The 23227-nt window shown below is 59.0% G+C and carries 21 protein-coding genes; 9 read left to right on the forward strand and 12 right to left on the reverse strand.

Annotation, left to right across the window (positions count from 1 at the left end):
• Window positions 1–97 precede the first annotated feature (97 nt).
• The 6 genes from AC1Q5O_RS16500 (at window position 98) to AC1Q5O_RS16525 (ending at window position 5964) form a co-directional block, all read left to right on the forward strand.
• The gene (locus tag AC1Q5O_RS16500) at window positions 98–1207 is read left to right on the forward strand and encodes an ABC transporter ATP-binding protein (RefSeq protein WP_492564355.1); all 1110 of its coding nucleotides are present in this window, start codon (window positions 98–100) and stop codon (window positions 1205–1207) included.
• A 76-nt stretch (window positions 1208–1283) separates the two neighbouring features.
• Window positions 1284–2420 carry an ABC transporter substrate-binding protein gene (locus tag AC1Q5O_RS16505; protein ID WP_346306329.1) on the forward strand — a complete coding sequence of 379 codons (1137 nt, stop codon included), beginning with the start codon at window positions 1284–1286 and terminating at the stop codon, window positions 2418–2420.
• 65 nt (window positions 2421–2485) lie between these two features.
• Window positions 2486–3307: an ABC transporter permease gene (locus tag AC1Q5O_RS16510; RefSeq protein ID WP_130272636.1), complete on the forward strand. Its 822-nt coding sequence runs from the start codon at window positions 2486–2488 to the stop codon at window positions 3305–3307.
• Window positions 3304–4116 (forward strand): ABC transporter permease, encoded by an 813-nt coding sequence (locus tag AC1Q5O_RS16515; protein WP_492564357.1) that lies wholly within the window; start codon window positions 3304–3306, stop codon window positions 4114–4116. The genes AC1Q5O_RS16510 and AC1Q5O_RS16515 overlap by 4 nt, the downstream gene beginning before the upstream one ends.
• A gap of 10 nt (window positions 4117–4126) precedes the next feature.
• Window positions 4127–5173: a LacI family DNA-binding transcriptional regulator gene (locus tag AC1Q5O_RS16520; RefSeq protein WP_492564359.1), complete on the forward strand. Its 1047-nt coding sequence runs from the start codon at window positions 4127–4129 to the stop codon at window positions 5171–5173.
• Window positions 5174–5190: 17 nt separating this feature from the next.
• On the forward strand, window positions 5191–5964 hold the full coding sequence (locus AC1Q5O_RS16525) for a phosphodiesterase (RefSeq protein ID WP_492564361.1): 774 nt from the start codon (window positions 5191–5193) through the stop codon (window positions 5962–5964).
• 46 nt (window positions 5965–6010) lie between these two features.
• On the opposite strand, the gene AC1Q5O_RS16530 is transcribed toward AC1Q5O_RS16525, so the two are convergent.
• Window positions 6011–7300, reverse strand: coding sequence for a Hint domain-containing protein (locus AC1Q5O_RS16530; RefSeq protein WP_492564363.1), 1290 nt, complete (start codon window positions 7298–7300; stop codon window positions 6011–6013).
• A gap of 38 nt (window positions 7301–7338) precedes the next feature.
• A complete protein-coding gene (locus AC1Q5O_RS16535) occupies window positions 7339–8322 on the reverse strand; it encodes a helix-turn-helix transcriptional regulator (RefSeq protein WP_492564366.1) in 984 nt (327 codons plus the stop codon).
• Window positions 8323–8636: 314 nt separating this feature from the next.
• On the opposite strand from AC1Q5O_RS16535, the gene AC1Q5O_RS16540 reads away from it, so the two are divergent.
• Window positions 8637–10004: a dicarboxylate/amino acid:cation symporter gene (locus AC1Q5O_RS16540; protein WP_492564368.1), complete on the forward strand. Its 1368-nt coding sequence runs from the start codon at window positions 8637–8639 to the stop codon at window positions 10002–10004.
• Between the two features lie 322 nt (window positions 10005–10326).
• A complete protein-coding gene (locus tag AC1Q5O_RS16545; protein WP_223614934.1) occupies window positions 10327–11031 on the forward strand; it encodes a L,D-transpeptidase in 705 nt (234 codons plus the stop codon).
• Between the two features lie 97 nt (window positions 11032–11128).
• Here the strand turns inward: AC1Q5O_RS16545 and AC1Q5O_RS16550 are convergent, their stop codons facing one another.
• From AC1Q5O_RS16550 to AC1Q5O_RS16580, 7 genes are all read right to left on the reverse strand, one after another.
• Window positions 11129–12028, reverse strand: a complete 900-nt coding sequence (locus AC1Q5O_RS16550) for a recombinase family protein (protein WP_492564370.1) — start codon at window positions 12026–12028, stop codon at window positions 11129–11131.
• Window positions 12029–12557: 529 nt separating this feature from the next.
• Window positions 12558–14414: an ABC transporter ATP-binding protein gene (locus AC1Q5O_RS16555; protein ID WP_492564372.1), complete on the reverse strand. Its 1857-nt coding sequence runs from the start codon at window positions 14412–14414 to the stop codon at window positions 12558–12560.
• A gap of 4 nt (window positions 14415–14418) precedes the next feature.
• Window positions 14419–16200 (reverse strand): gamma-glutamyltransferase family protein, encoded by a 1782-nt coding sequence (locus tag AC1Q5O_RS16560; RefSeq protein ID WP_492564374.1) that lies wholly within the window; start codon window positions 16198–16200, stop codon window positions 14419–14421.
• 19 nt (window positions 16201–16219) lie between these two features.
• The gene (locus AC1Q5O_RS16565) at window positions 16220–17095 is read right to left on the reverse strand and encodes an ABC transporter permease (RefSeq protein ID WP_492564376.1); all 876 of its coding nucleotides are present in this window, start codon (window positions 17093–17095) and stop codon (window positions 16220–16222) included.
• Window positions 17092–18039 (reverse strand): ABC transporter permease, encoded by a 948-nt coding sequence (locus AC1Q5O_RS16570; RefSeq protein WP_492564378.1) that lies wholly within the window; start codon window positions 18037–18039, stop codon window positions 17092–17094. The genes AC1Q5O_RS16565 and AC1Q5O_RS16570 overlap by 4 nt, the downstream gene beginning before the upstream one ends.
• 72 nt (window positions 18040–18111) lie before the next feature.
• The gene (locus AC1Q5O_RS16575; RefSeq protein WP_492564380.1) at window positions 18112–19617 is read right to left on the reverse strand and encodes an ABC transporter substrate-binding protein; all 1506 of its coding nucleotides are present in this window, start codon (window positions 19615–19617) and stop codon (window positions 18112–18114) included.
• Window positions 19618–19725: 108 nt separating this feature from the next.
• Window positions 19726–20448 carry a FadR/GntR family transcriptional regulator gene (locus tag AC1Q5O_RS16580; protein ID WP_492564382.1) on the reverse strand — a complete coding sequence of 241 codons (723 nt, stop codon included), beginning with the start codon at window positions 20446–20448 and terminating at the stop codon, window positions 19726–19728.
• Window positions 20449–20707: 259 nt separating this feature from the next.
• Between AC1Q5O_RS16580 and AC1Q5O_RS16585 the strand changes: the two genes are divergently transcribed.
• Complete coding sequence (locus AC1Q5O_RS16585) at window positions 20708–20974, forward strand: HigA family addiction module antitoxin (protein WP_223614676.1); 267 nt, start codon at window positions 20708–20710, stop codon at window positions 20972–20974.
• A gap of 16 nt (window positions 20975–20990) precedes the next feature.
• On the opposite strand, the gene AC1Q5O_RS16590 is transcribed toward AC1Q5O_RS16585, so the two are convergent.
• The 3 genes from AC1Q5O_RS16590 to AC1Q5O_RS16600 form a co-directional block, all read right to left on the reverse strand.
• Window positions 20991–21680, reverse strand: a complete 690-nt coding sequence (locus tag AC1Q5O_RS16590) for a nitroreductase family protein (protein ID WP_492564385.1) — start codon at window positions 21678–21680, stop codon at window positions 20991–20993.
• A gap of 88 nt (window positions 21681–21768) precedes the next feature.
• Window positions 21769–22431 (reverse strand): GntR family transcriptional regulator, encoded by a 663-nt coding sequence (locus AC1Q5O_RS16595; protein WP_492564387.1) that lies wholly within the window; start codon window positions 22429–22431, stop codon window positions 21769–21771.
• Window positions 22432–22497: 66 nt separating this feature from the next.
• Entirely contained in the window at window positions 22498–23127 is a 630-nt protein-coding gene (locus AC1Q5O_RS16600; RefSeq protein ID WP_464664774.1) for a DedA family protein, read from the reverse strand.
• Window positions 23128–23227 lie beyond the last annotated feature (100 nt).

Consider the following 23227-nt stretch of genomic DNA (forward strand, 5'->3'; position numbering starts at 1 on the left):
CCCGGAAAACCCCGTCAAAATTTTTTACTTGTCATCCCGCTGTTATAAACAGACAGTACAAAGAAAAAAATTGCACAGCTGCGCAATGGGATGGAAAATGACTGAACCTGCTTTCCTCAAAGTCGAGCGAATGAGCGTGGGGTATGGCCCGACGACAGTACTCGACAATCTAGACCTCGACATTCACAAGGGTGAATTCGTGGCGCTTCTCGGCTCGTCCGGTTGCGGCAAGACAACGCTTCTGCGGACGATCGCCGGCTTTTCCAAGCCGTTCAGCGGTTCCATCCAGGTTGCGAACCGCGATGTCACCCAGATGCCGCCGGACAAGCGCGGCATGGCGCTGGTGTTCCAGTCCTATGCGCTGTGGCCGCACATGACCGTTGCCCAGAATATCGGCTATGGGCTGAAGCTGCAGAAGCGCTCCAAGGATGTCATCGACGCGCGGGTCAACGAGATGCAGAACCTGCTTGGCCTTGGCGGTCTCGGCGCCCGCAAGCCGGCTCAGCTTTCCGGCGGGCAGCGCCAGCGCGTGGCGCTCGGCCGGGCGCTGGCCATCGATCCGGAAATCCTGCTGCTGGACGAGCCGCTTTCCAACCTCGATGCCCGTATCCGCCTGACGGTACGCCACGAGATCCGGTCGCTGCAAAAGCGGCTTGGCATCACCGCCATTCACGTCACGCATGACCGCGAGGAAGCCATGGTGATGGCTGATCGTATCGTCATCATGAATGCCGGCCGGATCGAACAGCAGGGAACGCCTGAAGACGTCTACAACAAGCCTGCATCGCTGTTCGTTGCTGCGTTCATGGGCGCGGAAAATGTTCTGTCCATGCAGGCGCGCGTCAACGGCGCGCAGATTGAACTGGCGGAAGGCGCGTTCAATCCCTCGACGGTCACGGCATTGTCTGGTCGTGCGCTTGCCAGCGGGCCGGTGCAGCTGCGTTTTCGTGCCGAAGCCGCCCGCCTTGCCGGCAGCGGCGATACGGTTTCTGCCGAGCCAGGTGCGCTCGAACTGCGCGGCCGGATTGCCAGCGTCAGCTATCCCGGCGGTCACTGGCGCCATGCCGTGCGGCTGGGCAATGACGAAATCCTAGTCGATGCGGATACCGCCTTTGCCGAGGGAGAAACCGTCAAGGTGCATATCCCAGCGCATTCGCTTTTCATTTTCAACGCGCCGCAGGTTGCTGCGGCCGCACATGCCCATTGAGGACAGGTGGCCGGTCCGCTGGTCCCTGCCCCATAGACTGCCAAAACAAAACATCCATGCTCAACGGGAGTTCACGATGAAAACGTTACTACAGGCTTCACTTATCCTCGGACTGGCGGCCACACCTGCGGCTGCCGGTGACCTCACCGTGTTGACGGCGGGTGACCAGAACATGGTCGATTACGTCAATGATTACCTCGCCCCGATCTTCGAAAAGGAAAATCCGGGCACCAAGGTGCGTGTTGTCGGCACGGGCCCCGGCGATGCCGGTTCGCAGAAGATCGTCGAGCGGTTCGACGCGCAAGCCAAGGCCAACACGGAAAAATGGGATGCTGACGTGGCCGTCGTCCACGAGAAGTTCGCCGGTCCCATGGTCAAGGAAGGCTATCTGGAATCCTACCGTGCAAAGATTCCTTCCGGCGTCATGGTGACAAGCGACAAGGCAAAAATGGCGCTGGGCGCCAATGTCGACGGTTATGTCATGCCGATGTTCTCCAGCCAGACGGCTATCGCCTACAACCCTGCGCTGATCCCCAACCCGCCGAAGAGCTATGAAGAGCTGGTTGCCTGGGCCAAGAAGAACCCGAAGCAGTTCGGTTACAACGGCATCAAGGGCGGTGCCTCGGGCGTCAGCTTCGTCATGGGCTGGATTTATGCCTTCGGCGATGGCGATGCCAAGAAGCTGATGAACGGTCCGTTCGAAGAAGCGGAAACCAAGAAGTGGGACAAGGCATTTGCCGGTCTGAAAGATTTCACCACCAACGCCACCCTGACGCCGGGCAATGCCGGAACGCTCGACATGCTGAGCCGCGGCGAAATCGCCATGGGCCCGGTCTGGGTGGATATGTTCTATTCCTGGAAGGCAGACGGCAAGCTTCCACCGGAAATGAAGCTGTTCCTGCCTGCTCCCGGCATGCCCGGTCAGCCGATGCACTATGTCATCCCTGCCAAGAGCCCGAACACAGCTCTGGCTGAAAAGTTTGTTGCCCTTGCCACCAGCCCGAAGGTTCAGGCTGAAGGCATCGTCAAGCGCTTCAACTGGTATCCTGGCATCGATGCGAAATATGTGCAGCCGGAACTTGACAAAGCCAGCTGGGACAAGCTCTTCGTCGATATTTCCCCGGAAGATCTTGCCACCAAGGCCAAGCCCTTCCCGATTGCTAAGTACAATTCGGCAATTCTCGAAGCATATGAGCGCAACGTAGCCAACTAATAGCGCGTGCCCTTCGGACCACCGGCCCACACCGGTGGTCCCCTCCCCTCTTCTGGAATATGCCGATGCAGAAACGCCTTCTCGCCATTCTTCTCGTGATCCCGGCACTGGTCATGATCGTGCTGTTTTTCATCGTGCCGCTTGGCGCGTCGATTGTCGGTGCCTTCGTTGTCGGCGATAGCTACGGCATCGGGAATTTTTCCAAATCCTTCGAGCTTTACTCCAGCGACATGATTTTCACGCTGCTGATCGTCGGCGTTTCCACCCTGCTGATCGGCTTTTTCTCGATCGCCATCGGCGGCTATCTCACGCTGGGCGAGAATCCGCGTGCTGTCGCCGTACTGCGCTGGCTCTACCGCTGGCCCATGTTCATTCCATTTATCGTCGTGGGTCAGATCCTGCGCACATTCCTTGCCAAGAATGGTCTGATGAACAATATCCTTGTCAGCCTGGGCGTGCTGACGCCGCTTCAAACGGTTGGCTTTCTTGACTGGCGCGGCATTGTCATCGCCTTCGTCTGGAAGCAGACACCATTTGTGACGCTGCTGGTTGCGGGCGCGATGGCCTCGCTCGACCGCAGCACCATTGAAGCCGCGCGCAATCTTGGCGCCTCGCGGCTGCGCATCCTCATCGAAATCATTGTCCCGCAAATCGCGGGAACCCTGCTGGTCGGTCTTATCCTCTCCTTTGTCACCATGATGTCGGTGCTTTCGGTGCCACTGATGATCAATGCGCAATCCCCCACCATGCTGACCGCCGATATTGCATTCCGCATCAATGCCCATGGCGACTATGGCGTTGCCAATGCGCTCGGCATGATATCGCTGCTGCTGACGGCCGGTGTCGCACTGGTCTATCTGCGCCAGTCAGTGAAGGAGCGTTCATGATGACCCGGATCGATTTTTGGTGGGTTCCCCGCGCGCTCGTCCTTGGCCTGCTCGCCTTTGTGATTTTCGGGCCGCTGACCAATCTCCTGCTGTGGACCGTCGCGGAGAAATGGTATTTTCCGCATATGCTGCCGCTGGAATATGGTTTCAGCTTCTGGCAGCGGGTGTTCTCGACGCGCGGCAATGCCATGGAATCGCTGGTGACGAGCATTGTCGTGGCCAGCCTGACCGTGGTGGTGGCCCTCGCACTGGCCGTTCCCGCCGGTTACGCGCTGTCGCGGCTGAAACTGCCGTTCCGCAGCCTGATCCTGCTCGCCTTCCTCATTCCGCAGGCTTTCCCCAATCTGCCCGTCTATGTGAACATCGCGCGGTTCTTCTACCAGATTGGCCTGAACGGCACGATCATGGGCGTGGTGCTGGTGCATGTCACCCATGGTCTCGTCTATGCGGTGTGGATTGCCACGGCAGCGTTCTCCGCCGTGCAGATCGATCTGGAGGAAGCCGCTCGGTCCATTGGTGCCGGTCCCCTGCGCGCCTTTCGTGACGTGACCCTGCCTCTTGCGGCGCCCGGGCTTCTCGCCAGTGCTATTTTTGTGTTTCTGGAGTCTCTGGATGAGTTTACCGGCAGCTATTTCGTCGGCGCGCCCGATGTGAACACGCTGCCGCTATTGCTCTATACGGCAGGGTCTGGCGGCAACTATCAGATTGCATCGATCACCGCGCTGCTGCTACTCATCCCGTCTATCGGCTTTATGCTGGTGGTGGAGCGATTCTTGCGCGCCGATGTGCTGTCCAAGGTGGGACACTAGAGGAAGAAGCATGGATTCGAACGGCGACGATCTACCGAAGAAGACCCAGCACTATGTCAGTGCCGTCGAGGTGGCAAGAAAGGCTGGCGTGTCCCGCTCTGCGGTGTCGCGGGCGTTCACACCCGGTGCCAGTGTTTCTGCCAAGAAACGCGAAAAGATCATGGCTGCCGCCGAGGAGCTCGGCTATCAGGTCAACGATCTGGCACGGGGTCTTTTGGCAAGAACAAGCCGGCTGGTCGGCCTTGTCGTTACCAATCCGGAACTGGGCTACCGCTCGCATCTCGTCGCAGCCTTGACCAAGGCGCTGATCCATCGCGGCAGCGTACCCATCGTCATCAATACAGGCCGCACGGAAGAGGAACTTGTCGCGGCGCAAAAAACGCTGTTCGGCTACCGCGCCGAGGCAACGATCATTCTGTCCGGTTCTCCCCCCTCCTCTTTCGTCGAGCTGGCGCGGCGCAACGGTCAGCCGCTCATCGTGCTCGGGCGGTCTGAAACCGGGGCCGATGACGTCAATATCGACAACGAAGGCGCAGGCCGCGAGGCTGCCCGGGTTTTCCTTGCCAATGGATTGACGGCATTGGGCTTTGCCGGAACCGTGTCCCGTACGCCGACGACCGTCGAACGCGAGAACGGCTTCTGCCAGGAAGCGGCTGCGCATGGTGCGACCGTCATCATGGGGCATGGCGGCAATTCCGATTATGCGGGCGGGCAGGAAGCGGCGCGGCAGCTTTTTGCCGGCAGCGAACACCCGCAGGCCGTATTCTGCGTCAACGATCTGGTTGCCTTTGGTCTTATCGATCATGTGCGGCGGCACACAAGCCTGAGGATTCCGGAGGACCTGTCCGTCATCGGGTTTGACGACATACCGGAAGCGGCTTGGGAAACCTACAATCTCACGACCTTCCGCCAAGACCCGGCTGTCATGGCTGCACACGCCGTGGCCCTGCTCGACCAGCGGCAGGCCGAGCCGGATTGCCCGCCCATGCACGACCGGCTGAACACGCACATTGTTGTGCGTGGCAGTGCCCGCATCCCCCATTCATTCAAGCCCTGATACGTCCGAGACATTCCATGAAAATTATCCAGGTTACCGATCTGCATCTCGTCACGCCGGGCGATATTCTGTGTGAGCGTGATCCGCTGAAGAATCTTCAGGCCTGCATCGCCGACATCAACGAGAACCATGCGGATGCAGAACTGGTGATTTTCACCGGCGATCTCAGCGATAACGGTCATGAGGACAGCTACCAGGCATTGGCGGGTGAACTGGAGAAGCTCATTCCGTCGTATAAACTGCTTCTCGGCAATCACGACAACCGCAGCGCATTTCTGCGGGTTTTCGATTCCGTCACGCCGGAGGACGGTTTCGTCCAAAGCGTGGTCGATACGGCGGAGGGGCGCCTGATCCTGCTCGACACCCTATCGGAAGGTTTTGTTGAAGGGCGTCTGGATGAAACCCGGCAGGCCTGGCTGAAACGGCGTCTGGCCGAGGCGGCCGGCCGGCCGGTGTTCCTCTTCCTGCACCATCCCCCCTTCCCTATTTTCCTGCCGCTCCTCGATGGGCTCGGACTTGTCGAATCGGAAGCGCTTCATGCCTTGCTGCGCGAGCATGGCAATGTCAGGCATATTTTTGTCGGCCATGCGCACAGGCCGGTGGCGGGCAGCTGGCGCGGCATTCCTGTGAGCGTCATACGCGGCACCAATCACCAGACGGCACTGGATTTTTCACCCGACAGGATCATGACGACGCTCGAGCCGCCGGCCTATGCCGTTGTGTTTGTCGATCAGGATACCGTGATCGCCCATTTTCACGATTTTCTCGATCGCACGGCCGCCTATCGCTAGGGGGTCGCCGGTCGGCTGCCCGCCGCGCGGGAGGATTTCTCCTATGCTATTGTATTCGTTTGTAAAAAGGAAATATATTGGATATATTTTCGGCAGGTTCCGGTTTCTTGCAGAAGCAGTAGCCCAATGCTTGCGCGCGCTGGTCGAGTTCTTCTCTGATCCCGTCGAGGATCGGGCCGCAATAGACCGGAGGATAGCAGTGAGACGAATTTACCGCACGTTCCGGTGATGTGAACATGAGGGTTCCGGGTTCCAGGAACGTGACCCGGTTGCCAAGATCGAGGTAGCTTTCCGCATAGGCGCCTTCCGCGATCAGCACGCCATGCCGCTCCAATTCGATATGGTAATAAATGAATGGTTCGAGCGTTGCGTTCTGCGTGATGGACGTGCCGTTGATGAGGAACTTTGCCGGGACAAGCGACCCATTCAGAAACAGGCAATGATCCGGCGACACATGGAGGTCGCGGTTCGGTGCGCCGCGACCAAGCGCGCCCGGACGGATGCGGATAGGTGCATGATCGCGCAGCTTGTCGATGGTTCTGGGATCGATCCTGCGGCTTCCGATCCAGATGATGGGTACGGCTTCGCCGTTCATCGTATAGACCAGATTGCCGATCCGGAGCCTTTCAACGGCTATCTCCCCTGCCGGTGTGGAGATCAGCGTTCCCGCGACAAAACAGGGTGTTGTGATAGTGATCTGACCGTCATTATCCACCCGGGCAAAGTCGAATTTGGCAGCGGGATCGATTATGAACTTTGCGCCCGCACCGAGCACTGTTCCGACTGTGTCAGTGACATCTTTGACTGCCGTTGTAACCGTCTTCACAACCTTCGACAGAAGGTCGGTTTTTTGCGCAGGCGCAGGCTCGGTGGTCTTTCCCGTCTTGAAGAGAAGTGTGTCACCCTTCAGTTCGGCGGAGGTTGCGCCATCCACTTTGATCTTGTCGCCTCCGTGGAGATTGATGATTTCGATGGGGCTGGCCACGTTGATACCGAGATTGCCGGGCTGGTATTCGAATGTGCCAGTGCCGTCTGAATAGCCAAAATCGACGATCGTCGAGTTCGCAAGGTTAACGGCGGCAGGCGGCGCACTGAGGGTGAGTGTACAGTCTTTTCCTATTCCATAGGTGATGTGTCCGAGCGCTTTCACATCAAGTCCGGCTGGGTTTACCGTCAGATGGGCGCCGTCGACGAGGTCAATTCTTGCGTTGGCAAGAGCCTTGATATCCACAGTATGGCTGTCCAGCGTTTGATTGCCGCCGTCAATAGCATAGTGATGATCCGCGATTGGTATCAGCCAGTCGGGTAATGGAATAGGCGTCGGTTGATTGACCATGCTTCTGTTTCCTTCTGACAATGGACTGGTGATGAAAATCAAACGGGCGTGGCTCTTTCCGCTCCGGCGCGGAGATGAGCGCGGAGGTCGATGGACGGCTTCTGTCCGTAAATTTCGCGATAGGTGGCGGCGAAGCGCGCCGGGTTTGAAAACTGCAGACTGCTCGCGACATCGGTGACGGTTCTCGCCTTGCCCATCTTGATCAGGTCATGCGCCTCTGCGATGCGGTAATGCGACAGAATTTGGATTGGCGTTGCGTCACGGAAATGTCGGAATATTCGCTGCAGTGTTCGCGTACTGCACCCCGCGGCACCCGCGATATGATCGACCGTTACCGGAACGTAGAGATTGTTGCGGATGAATTCCTCGGCACGGCGAAGCTGTCTTGGGCATGGCTGCCGTGTGGAAGGATCGCCATGGCAAAGATTGTGCGGCGCTGACGCATAGAGCTGAGCGATCAGCAATTGCTCGTAGCTCATGACCAGCGGCGGCGTCTCCCCCTCCCCTTTCCTGAAAAGCAGATGATTGAGCGTGCGGTACAGGCTGGACACGGCGTGCCTGCGGAAATCGGCGACAGCCGCAAACCGGGGCTCATGAAAGCAAAATTGTCCCGACCACAGGCCAAACTGATTGCGCAACAGGGAGAGTGGAATCTGGAATGCGAGCCAGCGACACCCCTTGGTCATTTTGAGCGAAGCGGCAGGGTCGTTGATGATGGCTCCGGTGCAGCCGTCCGGGATGAGCGACGCGAGGCGCGATCTGGTGTTGCCGCATTCGATCACACCGCTGAGCACAAAAACATAAAGGAGGTGGTCTGCCTTTCCGTCCGAAACGATTTCCATCGGATGGGAGGTCGAACCTTTCAGGACCTGTGTCTCATTGAGGCGGTAGATCTCGTCCAGGGGTAAACGAGGAAACATTGCGGGTCTCTCGGCAACCGGTGTTCCCGTGGCGGGCATTTGTGCCGGAGAATGGGGCAGGCGGTCGCGAGCAGGATTGTCATTCCGAATTGTATCGAACATTGCTTCAATCCTTGAAAAACAGATGGTGATTGAAATCGATGCGTCAGACAAAATACAATTTTAAATAGAATATATTTCATACGTAATTTTAGGTTGTATTGTTAGCTAGGGATCGCTGCCGCGTAAATGCAACTTTAGTACAAGGGAATTATTTGCCATGAATCGCACTGTTTCTGGAAAGAAACAGTTGAAGAGCACCTGAATTCAGGAACTGATTGTTCTGCGGGGTCTTTGATTGATGATAGGTTGGCGCCCTTTGCAGGAGTCGCCGAGGCGACCCGATTCCTTGTGTTCCCCTTAGCGAGATAGTTGAAATGAGCAAGCCATCTTCTGGTCCTATACCGGCCGGTCCAAAGCCCTTTTACCGTTCATTTGGTTTTCAGGTTATTGCCGCGATGATCATCGGGCTCCTGCTCGGCCTCGTCGCCCGTAATCTTGGCCCCGATGCAGCAGGCAATCCGAATTGGCTCAGCGTAACGCTGCAGACCGTCGGATCAATCTTCGTGCAACTCCTGCGGGCACTGGTTCCGGCGCTGATTTTCACCGCGATCGTGGCGAGCATCAGCAACCTGCGCGCCCTCAACAATGCAGCCGCTCTTGTCTGGCAAACGCTGCTGTGGTTCGCCATTACGGCGCTCGTGTCGGTGGTGATCGGCATTGCGCTTGGACTTGTTATCCAGTCCGGAATCAATTCCAGCGTCCTTGCCTCTGCCGCATCCGTTCCGTCGTCGACAGGCTCGTGGCTCGATTTCCTGAAAGGGCTCGTTCCTGCCAACATGCTCGGTCTGCAGGCGTCGACCAAAGTGACCGGCGGTTCGGCGAGCACGTATCTGTCGTTCAACGTACTGCAGATCGTCATCATCTCCATTGTGGTTGGGGTCGCGGCGCTGCGCGTCGGATCGGTGGCTGAGCCATTCCTTGATTTCAATCGCGCGTTGCTGGCTGTGGTGCGGAAGATTCTCTGGTGGGTGATCCGCTTGACGCCAATCGGAACGATCGGGCTTCTCGGCACGGCGGTGGCGCAGTATGGCTGGGAAACGCTGGCACAGTTGGGTTGGTTTTCCGCTGCGGTCTACATCGGTCTTGGACTGGTGCTTTTTGTGGTCTATCCGATCGTGCTTCTGGCCAACGGTCTCAATCCGGCCCGGTTTTTCGCGGGAGCCTGGCCGGCGATCCAGCTTGGTTTTGTCTCCCGCTCATCGATCGGAACCCTGCCGGTCACCGAAGCCGTGACGGAAGGCAATCTTGGGGTGCCGCGGGAGTATGCGGCGTTTGCCGTGCCGCTGGGAGCGACGACAAAAATGGATGGCTGTGCTGCCATCTATCCGGCCATCGCCGCAATCTTCGTTGCGCAGTTCTACAACGTACCGCTGGGTGTTCAGGAGTATCTTCTGATCGCCTTTGTATCGGTCATCGGTTCCGCGGCGACCGCCGGGCTGACCGGCGCGATTGTCATGCTGACATTGACGCTCTCCACGCTGGGTTTGCCCTTGCAGGGTGTCGGGCTTTTGCTGGCGGTTGATCCGATTTTGGATATGGGCCGCACGGCGGTGAATGTTGCGGGGCAGGCATTGATTCCGACGATCGTCGCCAAGCGACAGGGAATTCTCGATCAGGACCGTTATGACAGCACGACGACGATTGACGTCATTGATCCGGCCGCCATGCCCGCTGCAGCCTGAGGATATCTGTAGTTGGACAAGGCGCGGCAGCGATGCCGCGCTTTCTTTTTGGCGTTGACAGCTGTCAACTGCCTCCCGATTCGGGGTAGCGGTTGGACAGCACATGGTTGTGAACGCGCACCGACCATGCCAGTTGCAGGGTGATTCTGGAATCAGTTGACAGCTGTCAACCCGTTGAATCCCTACACGCGCGCCTTATGGTTAAAATACATCGCGGGCGATTCACTCTTTGTAAACCACACTTCCATAGAGTTTTACGCAATTGCCACAGTTGTAAGCGAGTACCGAGTTGTCCAAGCGTAATCAGGCAGTCAACCATAGTCTGCACACTCCCGCCATCTCCCGGCGCCATCTCTTGCTGGGCGCTGGCTCCCTCGCAGTTCTCGGCGTATCCGGATGCTCGCAGACATTCGAGCTTCCCGATATGAGCGTTGACACCATGTCGACCGGCAGTATTCGGCCGCAGATCAGCGTGGATAAATCCATCACGGTTCCCGACGTTATGTACGCCGCGGTGCAGGAGGGGCCGTATTCGCTCCCGGCGATTCCCTATCAGAAGGTTCCGGCCGAGTTCCGGCGGCAGATCGTCGTTGATCCGACAGGCGAGCAGCCGGGGACAATCGTCGTGCGCTTGCAGGAGCGCTTCCTCTATCTGGTACAGCCGGGCGGTGATGCCATCCGCTACGGCGTTGGCATTGGCAAGGCCGGGTTCCTGTGGAGCGGCCGCGCCAACATCCAGTATAAGAAGGAATGGCCGCGGTGGACGCCGCCGCGCGAGATGATCCAGCGTAAGCCCGAACTGGTGAAGTTCGAAAACGGCATGGAACCCGGACCGCAGAATCCGTTGGGTGCGCGCGCGCTCTACATCTACAAGGATGGTGTCGATACAGGCTATCGCATCCATGGATCGCCGGAATGGTGGTCGATCGGAAAGTCCATGTCATCCGGCTGCGTGCGTCTCATCAATCAGGATATTATCGATCTCTATAGTCGCGTGCCTGGCAAAGCCACGGTTGTCGTGGGGTAGGGGAAACACCCAGGGATCATTGCAGAACTGGATATCAGGCCGGGACCTATCGTCTCCGGCCTGATCGCTTTCATGGGCATGCCTGTGCGCGTGGGGTTCAGGCGCGGATGAGCCCGAGCTTGCGTGCTCTGTCCATGAGGTTCTTGACCGATGATGCCGCCCAGCGGGCCGCGCCGCGCGGCGTCCGCTCGTGCATGGCTTCAAGCTGACCGGCGATATCGCGCAAGGTCAAATCCGGGTTGGCATTGGCAATGCCGGTCACCAGCATCATCAGCCGATCCTCCGGCGTGCGGCGAGGGGAGGGGGCTATCAGGCGCGCATCCGCAAGCCCCTCATTGACGAGCAGTCGTACCGAGCGGCGCAAGCGATCGGCATTCCAGATTTGTCCGGTCTGATGGCGCAGGCTGCGAGCCACCTCGTCCCAGGGGTGTTCGGGACGCATGCGCCGCACGATGGGCAGCCAGGATGACATCCCAGCCGTCAGGTCCGCCAGATGGCCACGCCTGCGCGCCGCGGAGAGCTTTGCCAATGCCTCTGGCTGCTTCTCACGTAGGCCGGGATTGCCGGGAAGCCTGCCCCGCGCACGGGCGGCATTGATCCCCGCCTTGGTACGTTCGGAAATCAGGGCGCGTTCCAGCTGGGCCACGGCGCCGAGAACCTGCAGGGAAAACATGCCTTGCGGCGTCGAAGTATCGATGGGGTCATGCAGCGACCGGAAATGCGCACCCTTTTCCTCCAACTGTTCGATGACGGTCAGGAGATGACTGACGGACCGGGCCAGCCGGTCGAGGCGTACTACGACCAGCACGTCACCGCGCTTGATCTCCCGCAGGAGGCGGGCGAGGACGGGGCGGGCGCGCGATGCACCCGAGCCATGCTCTTCGAAGATGGTGCCGCAGCCCGCGGCCCTCAGTTCCAAAAGCTGGGCATCATTGGCCTGTTCTTCCGTCGAGACGCGGGCGTAGCCAATCAAGATGGGTCTGGATGCTGCGGTCATGGCCGCGATCCTAGCAATCATCCTGCAACTTGCAATGCCAGACGAGGGGATTGGGCGGTACTCCCATCCCGCAAATGGGAGTGCCGGGAGGCCCTCATGATGGGCGCCGGGGCATGCCATCCATGCAAGGGGAGGGGGTGGAAAAGGCAAATAACTTATCCACGTACACTCCGGGTCTGCTATAATTCCTGCTGGATCGGCCGCCAGGAGCGCCGTGCTAGTCCATCATGCAGAAATTAAATCTGCTTTGCCTGCGCTTTTGATAATATTATTCAATAAATACAATGATATTCGCTCAAATGGCATCTATAGTACCATGCGCATTCCGGAGCATGACAGCTCTCGCGTTGGCCCCATATTCTCATGGTTTGACGCGTCTTCAAACAGTTTTTCGACAAGGTTGGCCCGATACTGAAATCGAGTCCCTGCAGAGGCCTTCTTGAAGGATAGATGAGCCAGTTTGGGTCGTTGCACCGATTTTGACGTAAGTACAGCAAGACGACCAGCGGCAACGAGGCAAGACATTCGCTCACCGCTGAACAAAATGGCCTTTCGTCACTTCCACGTAGTCACGCTGCGGTACTTTGTAGCCAACCGGGCGCACCGGACTTTTCAACTCACTGATTACGGTGTTGCGTTTGATGGCCCGCCGCGCCGGATCAGGCACGGGAACGGCATTCATCAATGTCTTCGTATAGGCGTGTTGGGGATTATCGAAAACCGCCGCGCGCGGCCCGATCTCTACAATCTCGCCCAGATACATGACGGCCACGCGGTGGCTCACCCGTTCGACGACCGCCATGTCATGCGAAATAAACAGGAATGACAGGTTGAAATCCTGCTGCAGGTCGAGGAGCAGATTGACCACCTGCGCCTTGATCGACACGTCGAGCGCGGAAACGGACTCGTCCGCAACGATGACTTTGGGGTCGAGCGAAAGTGCCCGGGCAATGGCGATGCGCTGGCGCTGCCCGCCGGAAAATTCGTGCGGATAGCGGGAGAACATGTCGGCGGACAGGCCAACGCGCTCAAGCAGATCCACGGCTTTCTCGCGGGCCTGTTTCTGGGTTCCCAGCCGATGGACGATGAACGGCTCTGCGATGGTCGCACCGACGCTCATGCGCGGGTTGAGGCTGGCGAAGGGATCCTGAAAGATCATCTGGATGCTCTTGCGCATGGTGCGCAGGGCGATCTGGTCAAGGTTGAGGACATTGGTACCGTCGAGGATCACCTCGCCGCTGTTGGGCTGCACGAGACGGGTGATGGACCGGCCGGTGGTTGACTTCCCGCAACCGGATTCACCGACAAGGGACAGTGTCTCGCCCTGGAACAGGTCAAATGACACGTTCTCGACCGCGTGAACCGCGCCGGTCTTGCGCGAGAACAAGCCTGAACGGATATCGAAACGGGTGGTCAGGTTCCTGACTTCAAGGATCGGCGTTTTGCGCTTGTCGACCGTATCGGCCACCGGGGCTGGAACGGTGGTCTCGCCGGTTTGAATGTCGACAATAGGGAAGCGCAGTGGCCAGTGCTGCCCTTTCATTGAACCGAGGCGAGGCACGGCTGAAAGCAGCGCCCGCGTATAGGGATGCTTGCCGCGATGGAAGATATCGGCGGTGAGGCCGCTCTCGACCGCTTCGCCGCGATACATCACAATGGTGCGATCCGAGATTTCAGCGACCACACCCATGTCATGGGTGATGAAGAGGACCGCCATGCCTTCCTCTTCCTGCAGCACCTTGATCAGATCGAGGATCTGTCCCTGGATCGTCACATCGAGAGCCGTCGTCGGTTCGTCGGCAATGAGGAGCTTGGGGCGGCTTGCAAGCGCCATCGCAATCATAACCCGCTGGCGCATCCCGCCGGAGAACTGGTGCGGATATTCGTCGAAGCGCGCTGCGGCATTGGGAATGCGGACCTTTTCCAGCAGGCGTATCGTTTCGGCCCGCGCCTCCGCCGGTGTCATCGCGCGGTGACAGGTCAAGGCTTCCGAGATCTGCCGCCCGATGGTGAAAATCGGATTGAGGCTGGTCATCGGCTCCTGAAAGATCATCGCAACATCGTTGCCGCGGATATCGCGCATCTGCCGGTCGGAGCGTGAAAGAAGGTTCTTGCCGTTGAGAACGATATTGCCCTCGATGCGGCTGGTTGCCTTTGCCAGCAGACGCATGACGGAGAGCGATGTAACGCTTTTCCCGGAACCGGATTCACCGACAATGGCGACGGTCTCGCCCGGCATGACCCCGAAGGACACGTCGCGCACCACGCTTTTCCAGCTGCCGTCGACGAGGAAGGATGTGGTGAGCCCTTCGACAGACAGCACCGGTTTGGCTGTCTCTCCGGAAGAGTGGTTGGTTGAAGGAGCCGTCACAGGGTTCACCGTCATCCTGTCAGCGTCCTGCCGCATAGGCCTGCATCAGGCGCGGGGTGGCAGCGGCACGCAACAGCCCGTCCGCTTCGCGTTTTGCCGCGGTCAGGCGGCCCACGGTCCACGGGTCTGCGGGGGTGATCAGGTGGCCCTTCTGCTTGAGTGCGTTCAACGCATCGGCTCCGATACTGGTCTCGATGGTGATGTTTCCAAGCTCGCTCGTGCGCGGATAGAAGGAGCTTGGGAAATGCGCCGTGTGGAACAGCGGCTGGTCGATTGCTTCCTGCAGGTTGAGGCCGTGATGGATGTGGCGCAGGAAGAACGGCAGCTGCCATTGATCCTGCTGGTCGCCGCCGGGGGTGCCGAAGGCCATGGCCGGCCGTCCTTCGAAAAGGGCGATGGTGGGGGTAAGCGTCGTGCGGGGCCGCTTGCCGGGCGCAAGCGATGTCGGCAGGCCCTCCCGCAGCCAGAACATCTGCGCGCGCGAGTTGAGACAGAAGCCGAGACCGGGAATGATGGGCGAAGATTGCAGCCAGCCGCCGGACGGGGTGACGGAGACCAGATTGCCCTCGCGGTCGATCACGTCGATATGGACCGTATCCCCGCGCTTTTCCGACAGGTGCGCCATGGTCGGCTCATAGACAACGCCGCCGCCCATGCCTTTCAACATGTGCATGGTCAGGTCATACTGCGCATCAAAGCCGGGTATCCTGCCGGGTTGAAGCGTGCGGGAGGCTTCTCCCGTGATCAGCTTGCGGCGTTCATCCGTGTAGGCATCAGACAGAAGATGGTCTATCGGCACATCGGCATGCTTTGGATCGCCGTAGTAGACTTCTCGGTCCGCATAGGCGAGTTTCATCGCCTCGACCACCGTGTGCACGAACTCCGCGCCATTTGGGTCCATGGCCGCAATGTCAAAACCTTTCAGCAGCGCAAGCGATTGCAGCAGGGCGGGTCCCTGGCCCCATGGGCCTGTCTTGGCAACGGTCCAGCCGTGGTAATCGTAGGTTTGCGGTGCTTCGATCGTCGCGCGCCAGTTCACCATATCGTCGGCGGTCAGGACTCCCCTGTGGCGACTGCCGCTGGCGTCCATGACTTCGGCGCTGTGCAGATAGTCTGCAATATGCTCGGCAACGAAGCCGCGATAAAACGCATCGCGCGCTGCCTCGATCTGGCTTTCGCGTTCCGTCCTGCTTTCGGCTTCGGCAATGATGCGTTTCCAGGTTGCTGCAAGGACCGGGTTCCTGAAATTGGAGTGCGGCGCCGGTGCCGTGCCGCCCGGCAGCCATGTGGCGAAGGAGGTCGGCCATTCCTTGCGGAAGAATTCGCCCAAACCGCTGATGGTCGCGGCGACACGCGGCAGAACCGGATGACCATTCTCGGCGTAGTAGATCGCCGGTTCCAGCACGTCCCGTACCGACATCGTGCCATAGTCGCGCAGCATCAGCATCCAGCCATCGAATGCGCCGGGTATGACGGTGGCCAGCAGGCCATCGCCGGGGATGAGGTCCAGACCTTCACGCTTGTAATGGTCGATTGTCGCGCCTGCCGGCGCCGGTCCCTGTGCGCAGATGACTTCGACCTTGTTCTTCTTCTTTGAGTAGAAGACTGCCGGCATGTCACCGCCTGCGCCGTTCAGATGCGGCTCCACCACCTGCAGAACCATGCCTGTCGCCACGGCCGCATCAAACGCATTGCCGCCTTTTTCCAGAATGCTCATGCCAACGGCGGTGGCGATCCAGTGGGTCGATGTCACAACGCCAAAGGTTCCAAGAATCTCGGGTCGGGTGGTGAAACGGGTCATTGCATTGTCCTTTCAGATATTATGCTTCGCGCGGATCGAGGGCGTCGCGCAGGCCGTCGCCAAGAAGATTGAAACCGATAACAACGAGAAAGATGGCGGCACCCGGCCACATGGCCATCCAGGGTGCCTGGGAGAGGAAGTTCTTGGCGACATTGAGCATCGAACCCCAGCTGGGCGCGGGGGGCTGTTGCCCAAGTCCGAGGAAGGACAGGCTGGCCTCGGCAATGATGGCGGTCGCGATGGTCAGGCTCGCCTGTACGAGCAGCGGCGAGAATACGTTTGGCAGGATGTAGCGGGTGATGATCCGGTAGTGCCCGAGCCCGACGGAGCGCGCCCCTTCCACATAGTCTTCGGTTTTCACGGTCAGCACCTGTCCGCGGGTCAGCCGGACGAAAAGCGGCATGGCGGAAAATCCGATGGCGATCATCGCATTGCCAAGGCTTGGTCCGAGAAAGGCGGCCAGCGCAATGGCCGTGATGAGGAACGGCATGGCAAGAAATGCCTCGGTGATGCGCGAAATGATGATGTCGATCCAGCCGCCGAAGTAACCGGATATCAGTCCGAGCGGCACGCCGACGGCAACGGCGATGCCCACCGAGAATACGCCGGCCATCAGCGAGGCGCGGGCGCCCCAGATCATGCGCGAAAGAATGTCCCGTCCGATATCGTCGGTTCCCAGCCAGTGCGCGGCGGAGGGAGCCTTGCGGATGGCCGACCAGCTGGTGGCGACGGGATCCGCTATGGGCAAGAGCGGCGCCGTGACGGCGAGGACCAGGAAAACGCTGATAATCAGAAGCCCGGCGAGGGCGCTCCTGTTCGCCTTCAGTTTCTTCCATGCACGGTTGCCTGAACGGCTTTGCTGGGGCGTTGCCGGCATTGTCTGCTGCATCGTCATAGCGTGGCCCTCATTCTCGGGTTGAGCAGGATGGAGAGCACGTCGGCGACGAGATTCATCAGGATGAAGCCTGCCCCGGTACACAGGACAACGCCCTGGACAACCGCGTAATCCCGGTTGAAAACCGCATCGACGATCAGTTTGCCGAAACCGGGAATGGTAAAGATCTGTTCCGTCAGCACGGCGCCCGCCAGCAGCTCACCAAAGAGAAGCGCGGTCATGGTGATGATGGGAAGAAGCGCATTACGGAAGGTGTGCCTCAGGATAACGGATCGTTCGGAAACGCCCTTGGCCCGGGCCGTGCGGATGTAATCGGCACTCAGGACCGTCAGCATGGACGACCGGGTGTGGCGCATGAGAGTTGCTGCCAGTGCCAGCCCGAGAACGAAGGCCGGCATGATCATTGTCTGCAGCGACCGCAGCGGGTCCTTGAAGAACGGTTCGTAGCCCGATGCGGGAAGCCAGCCCAGTTTCACCGACACGAGCAGGATGAGCATGATGCCCATCCAGAAATTGGGTACGGACAGGCCGGAGAGCGCGACGACATTGGCGATGTAGTCGACGGCAGTATTCTTCCTGACCGCCGCTATTATTCCGATGGGTACGCCGATGGCCAAGGCGAACGTCATGGCCATGACAGCCAGCTGGATGGTCACCGGCAGCTTTTCGGCAATCAGGGACAGGACAGGCTGGTTGGTCCGCAGGGATATGCCGAAATCGCCCTTGAGGGCGGAGCCGACCCAATAGAAATACTGGACGATGACTGGGTCGTTCAGGCGGTACTTGGCGCGCAGGAGTTCAAGCACCTGCGGATCGCGTTCTTCACCGGCCATGGCCAGGATCGGGTCACCAGGCAGCAGCTTTTGCAGCGAAAATGCAAAGATCGATATGATGATCAGTGTCGGTATGGCCAGCAGAAGCCGCTTTCCGATGTAGGTATACATGGGCTGAAAATCCTGACGCATCGCCTGGCGGCGAAGCTGCAGAACATTGCAGCTTCGCTTCAAGCCGTTTCGTTAGCTCTTCTTGACGCCCTGCAGGCGGATCATGCCGTCAGGGGAGGGGACAAAGCCTGTGACGTTCTTCTTGAGAGCCCAGATCCATGCCTGATGACCAAGATAGATGATGGGCAGATCGTCATTGAGAATCCGCGCCGCCGCATCGTATTTCTGCTTGCGCGCGGCGTTATCCGTGGAACTGCGGGCCGCATTGAGAAGGGTGTCCACTTCAGGATTGCAGTACTTGGCATCATTGATGGCACCCTTGCAGGTGACAAACTCACGCAGATTGCCATCGGGATCAACACGTCCGGACCAATCGGCATGGCCAAACTGGAATTTTCCGGCGGGTAGTTCTGACTGGAGCGTTGCGAACTCCGTTGCCTTCAGTTTGACGTTAAACCCGGCCTCCGCAACCATCGATTGGATGACCTGCATTCTCTGCATGGTCACAGGATTGTTCGGGGTTGCAAATTCTATGTCGAGCGTTGCAAACCCAGCCTCTTTCATCAGAGCCTTGGCCTTTTCGACATCCCGGGCCGGTACAGGAATGTCCTTGTCATACCAGGGGCTGTTGGGCGGGAAGGGCTGGTTCCCGGCAACCGACGTGCCTTCATAAACAACCTGATTGACAGCTTCGCGGTCAATGGCGAGCGAGAAGGCCTGCCGCAACCGCTTGTCCTTGCCGAACGGATTGTCGGCAAGCGGCCCATTGCCCACATTGGCGATCATGGCCAGATATCCGACACCGATCGCATCGGCATAGGTGAGTTTCGAATCCGCTTTCACCGCCGCAGCGTCCGTGGCGGCGAGCCGTTCCAGCATGTCGAGATCGCCGGACTGCAGGTTGGCAAGACGCACGGTCGAGTCCGGGATCGGCAGGAACGTCACCTTGTCGATGAAAACGTTGGCTGCATTCCAGTAGTGCGGGAATTTTTCGAGCACGATGCGATCCTGCTGCACGCGCTCGACAAACTTGAAGGGACCGGAACAGACCGGCTTGCTGCCGAGGTTTGCCCCCAGTTCCGCCGCGGCCTTTGGCGAAACCATCATGCCGCTGCGATCCGACAGCTGGGCAAGCAGGGATGCATCAGGGCTTTTGAGGGTGAACTTGACCTGATAGTCGCCCGTTGCCTCAACACTCTTCACGGAAGACAATTCGCTCTTGCGGCGGGATTCCGGCAATGTCTGCGAGCGCTGGATGTTGGCGACGACGGCCGCGGCATTGAACGGCGTCTCGTCGTGGAAAACCACGTCCTTGCGCAGGTTCATGGTCAATTCGGAACCGTCATCCGACCATTTCCAGTCCGTCGCCAGCTGCGGCACGATCTCGAGTGTCGGGCTGACATCGACCAGCTTGTCGCACAGGGCCGTATAGACGATACGGCCGACGAAAGTGCGCGACTGTGCCGGGTCGAGGACATCGGCATCGTCCTGGAGGCCGATACGCAATTCGCTGGCACCCGCAGGCACAGCAATGAGAATACCGGCTAGCAGGCTTGCAAGAAGTCTGGTCTTTTGCATTGAAGTTCTCCTCTTTTCATCAGAGCGGTCAAATCCGCTTGTTTGTTCCGTGTTGATGGCCGGTTATCTTCCGGTCCTTATCGCGATGGTGGTCTGTGCTTGCGGCACTTATCTGGGCTGTTTCGTTTCGAATCCGTCCAGCGATGTCAGGCGGATCAGCCATTCCTGCAGCATCAGCAAGTGCTGGCGCATGGCTTCGCCCGCCCTCAGCGGGTCGCGGGATTCGATCGCATCGATGATGGCTGAGTGGTGGTCAAAGGATGTCACCGCGGCGTTGTTGCCGCTGCGCGCGCGCTCACGGATGATCTGCCAGGCTTCATCCTGGCGCACCCGGTTGACCACGTCGAAGATGGTCAGAAAAAACTGGTTGCCGGCACTCTGGGCAATTTGCCGATGCAGCGATCCATCCCACAGCTCATGCGAGTCGGCATCCTGGCTTTCGCGCGATTTCAGCGCCAGTTCACGCATGCGGTCGATATCGGTTTTCTTGGCCCGCATGGCCGCGAGCTGTGCCAGCTGCGGTTCTATCCTCAAGCGGACCTCCATGATTTCCATGAAGTTCGTGCCGGCGATGATGGTGTCGACATGCTCGCCCCAGCTATCAGGTTCGCGCCCGGCAAATGTGCCATGACCCTGCCTGCGCCATATCCGGCCTTCAGCCTCCAGCACTTCCAGTGCCCGCCGGACCGAGCGGCGGCTGACGCCGAGTGATTCCGACAGCGCGCGTTCGGTTGGCAATTTGCCGTCTTTTCCGAATTCGTCGGATGCGAGAAGCCGGCGCAACCGGTCAAGCGCGTAGTTCGAGTTTTCCTGGGACTGGTTGCTTGCCATGCGGTATTGGTCCGGACCAATTGTGATATTGGTTCAGTCGACGGTATTTTTCCGATGACGTCAAGATGGTATTTTGAGCATTTATGTTTCTGCTCAAATTGTGGGCATGTGCGTACGGGCTAAGCCCTTGGAATCAGACGTGTTGCGGCTGAAACTTTTGTTCACAACTTGCCACTTTGAAGCCATGTTTTTTACATCGGTCTGACATGAGGCGCTGGTAGGAATCCTTCACCGAAGCGAAACGGAATCGGTGACGAAAATGCGCGCCACAACTGATCAATGGAATCCGCACTGGGCCGTCCATCCCGGCGAGCATCTGGCGGCCTGTATCGGATCGCATGGGCTTTCACGCGAGAGATTCGCCCGGGCCGCCGACATTCCCGTGGAAACCATCGACGCGATCATCGCCGGCCAGCACCCCATCACGCTCGACATCGCCGTGCGCATCGAGCGTTCGCTCGGCATCATGCCCGATCTCTGGTTCATTCTGCAGTCAAAATGGCATCGCCAGCAGAAGGCGTCCTAGCCCGATCCGAATGGGATCATAGAAAAGTTGCGATATCCTCCAGCCGCCGTTTTTCCGTCGCATGCGCCGGAATGGTCGCGCCCGGACGGGGATAGCCGACAACCAGCATGATATAGGGCTTGTCCTGTGCGGGACGACCGCAAATCTCGTTCAGGAACCCCATGGGATTGGGTGTGTGGGTCAGCATGGCCAACCCGGCCTTGTGCAGCGCTGCGATGAGAAAGCCGGTTGCGATGTTGACCGATTCCGGCACGTAATAATTCTTGCGCAATACCCCGTCGGCAGAGCGGCTCCTTCGCTCGCCAAATATGCAGATAAGCCAGGGAGCGTCTTCGAGAAAGGGTTTGCTGCTGTCGGTTCCCAGCGGTGCGAGGGCTTCGAGCCATTCTTCGCCGGCGCGACCGGCATAGAAGGCCTGCTCCTCTTCTTCCGCAGCAACGCGAATCTGCCGCTTGATGTCGGGATTGCCGATGACCGCAAAATGCCATGGCTGATGATTGGCACCATTGGGTGCCGTTCCCGCCGCAAGCAGGCAGCTTTCGATGATATCCCGGGGCACTGGCCTTGTATCGAAATCCCGCACGGTATGACGACGGCGAATTTCCTCGTAGAAATCAAGCGCATTGCGGCGCATGAGGTCGACGGGCAATTCCTGATAGTCCGGCAGGGGAATGGGTTGGTAGGCCGTGGGCTTGGCTTGGCTCATGGTAAAAATCCTCGCATATTGTCCGCTTATATTGTCAGACAATTCTCGCGAAGCAATCCCTCTTCGTCTAGGAGGCTGACCTTTATTCCTAGTCAGCGGTGAAATGGTCGTCGGTCAGCGACTGTATGAGTGCGCGCGACGCCTCGATATGGTCGAGCATGATGGCCTCTGCGCGCTGCACCTGTCCGTCAAGAATGGCCCTCACCAATGCCTGATGCTGGGCATTGGAGTTCAACACCTCCTGGCGGTGAACCAGCATGCGGAACTGCAGCCAGTAGATGGAGTTGTTGAGGCGTCGCAGGGTTTCCGCCAGAAGCGCATTGCCGGCGCGTGCCACGAACAAGCCGTGAAACTCTTGGTTCAGATCCGAGAATCGCTGCATATCGCCGCCGGAAACCGCATCGTCCAGCCGCATCTGCAAGGTCTGGAGTTTTGCCGGCTCTGCCAGGATGACCGGAGCGGCCAGACGAACCGCCAGGACCTCGAGCGCCCCGCGAACCTGAAACAGCTGATCCACGCCCTTGCGCGACAATTGTCTGACCGTGACCCCGCGATTGGGCTCGAAGGCGAGGAGTCCGTCGGAAGCCAGGCGCTGAAAGGCTTCCCGGACCGTCGACCTCGATACACCGAGGCGCTGGGTGAATTCGCTTTCCGTCAGGCGCTGACCCGGTGCCAGATTGCCTGAGCGGACGCGCGCGGTAATGGCGGTGACCACGGTTTCAACGGTGGAAGCGTGTGCATGGTCACGCATGGTACGATGTTGCCCTCATGTCGTTGTCTGTACCGAGCCTGTGCCGGAGCGCATCGGGACCAGATCCTAACTTTGGCTGGTGCGGCGCTTTCGGCGAAGGCTGAAAAACAGGATGATCGAGCCCTCGGCAATGAACAAGACGACGGATGCCCAGAAGCCGACATGAATGGGGTCGTAGGGGGTCCCGCGCAGCGCATAGCCAAGGCAGAGAAACGGCGTGTTCCACAGGAACGTGCCGACCGCTGTTGCCAGGGTGAACGCGCGCGGATCCAGCCGCAGAACGCCCGCGGGAAGCGCGAGGTAAATACGGACTGTGGGAATGACCTGTCCGGTCAACGTTACCCAGAAATGATTGCTGCGATACGAATTGGTCAACCGTTCGTAGAAGGCAGGTTTAAGGAAAACATATCGGCCGTAACGTGCGACGATAGCCTTTGCTCGCTCCGGCCCGAGCAGCCATCCTAGGGCAAACCAGCCCAATGCCCCGGCAGCGGAGCCGATTGTCGTGACCAGAATCGCCAGACCCAGGCCGCTGCCATCGGGCACTGTCATTCCCAGAAGCATGAAGAGGACATAGGAGGGGATGACCGGGATGAACTTCTCAAGCAATGCCAGAGACCCAAAACCAACGAGACCAAAGCTCAGGAGTGTCGCGATGGTTGCGGGCGCTTCGGCGGCTATATCGGCTGCAGGCATTCAAGTTCACGATCTTTTATGCCGAGGTCGGCGGTGTAGTGTCTTTCCTCCAACACGGGCCTGTGAAAGGCCCTGTTGCGCCAGAACCTCTACGGCAATT

The organism is Phyllobacterium sp. MT110, from assembly GCF_058792715.1.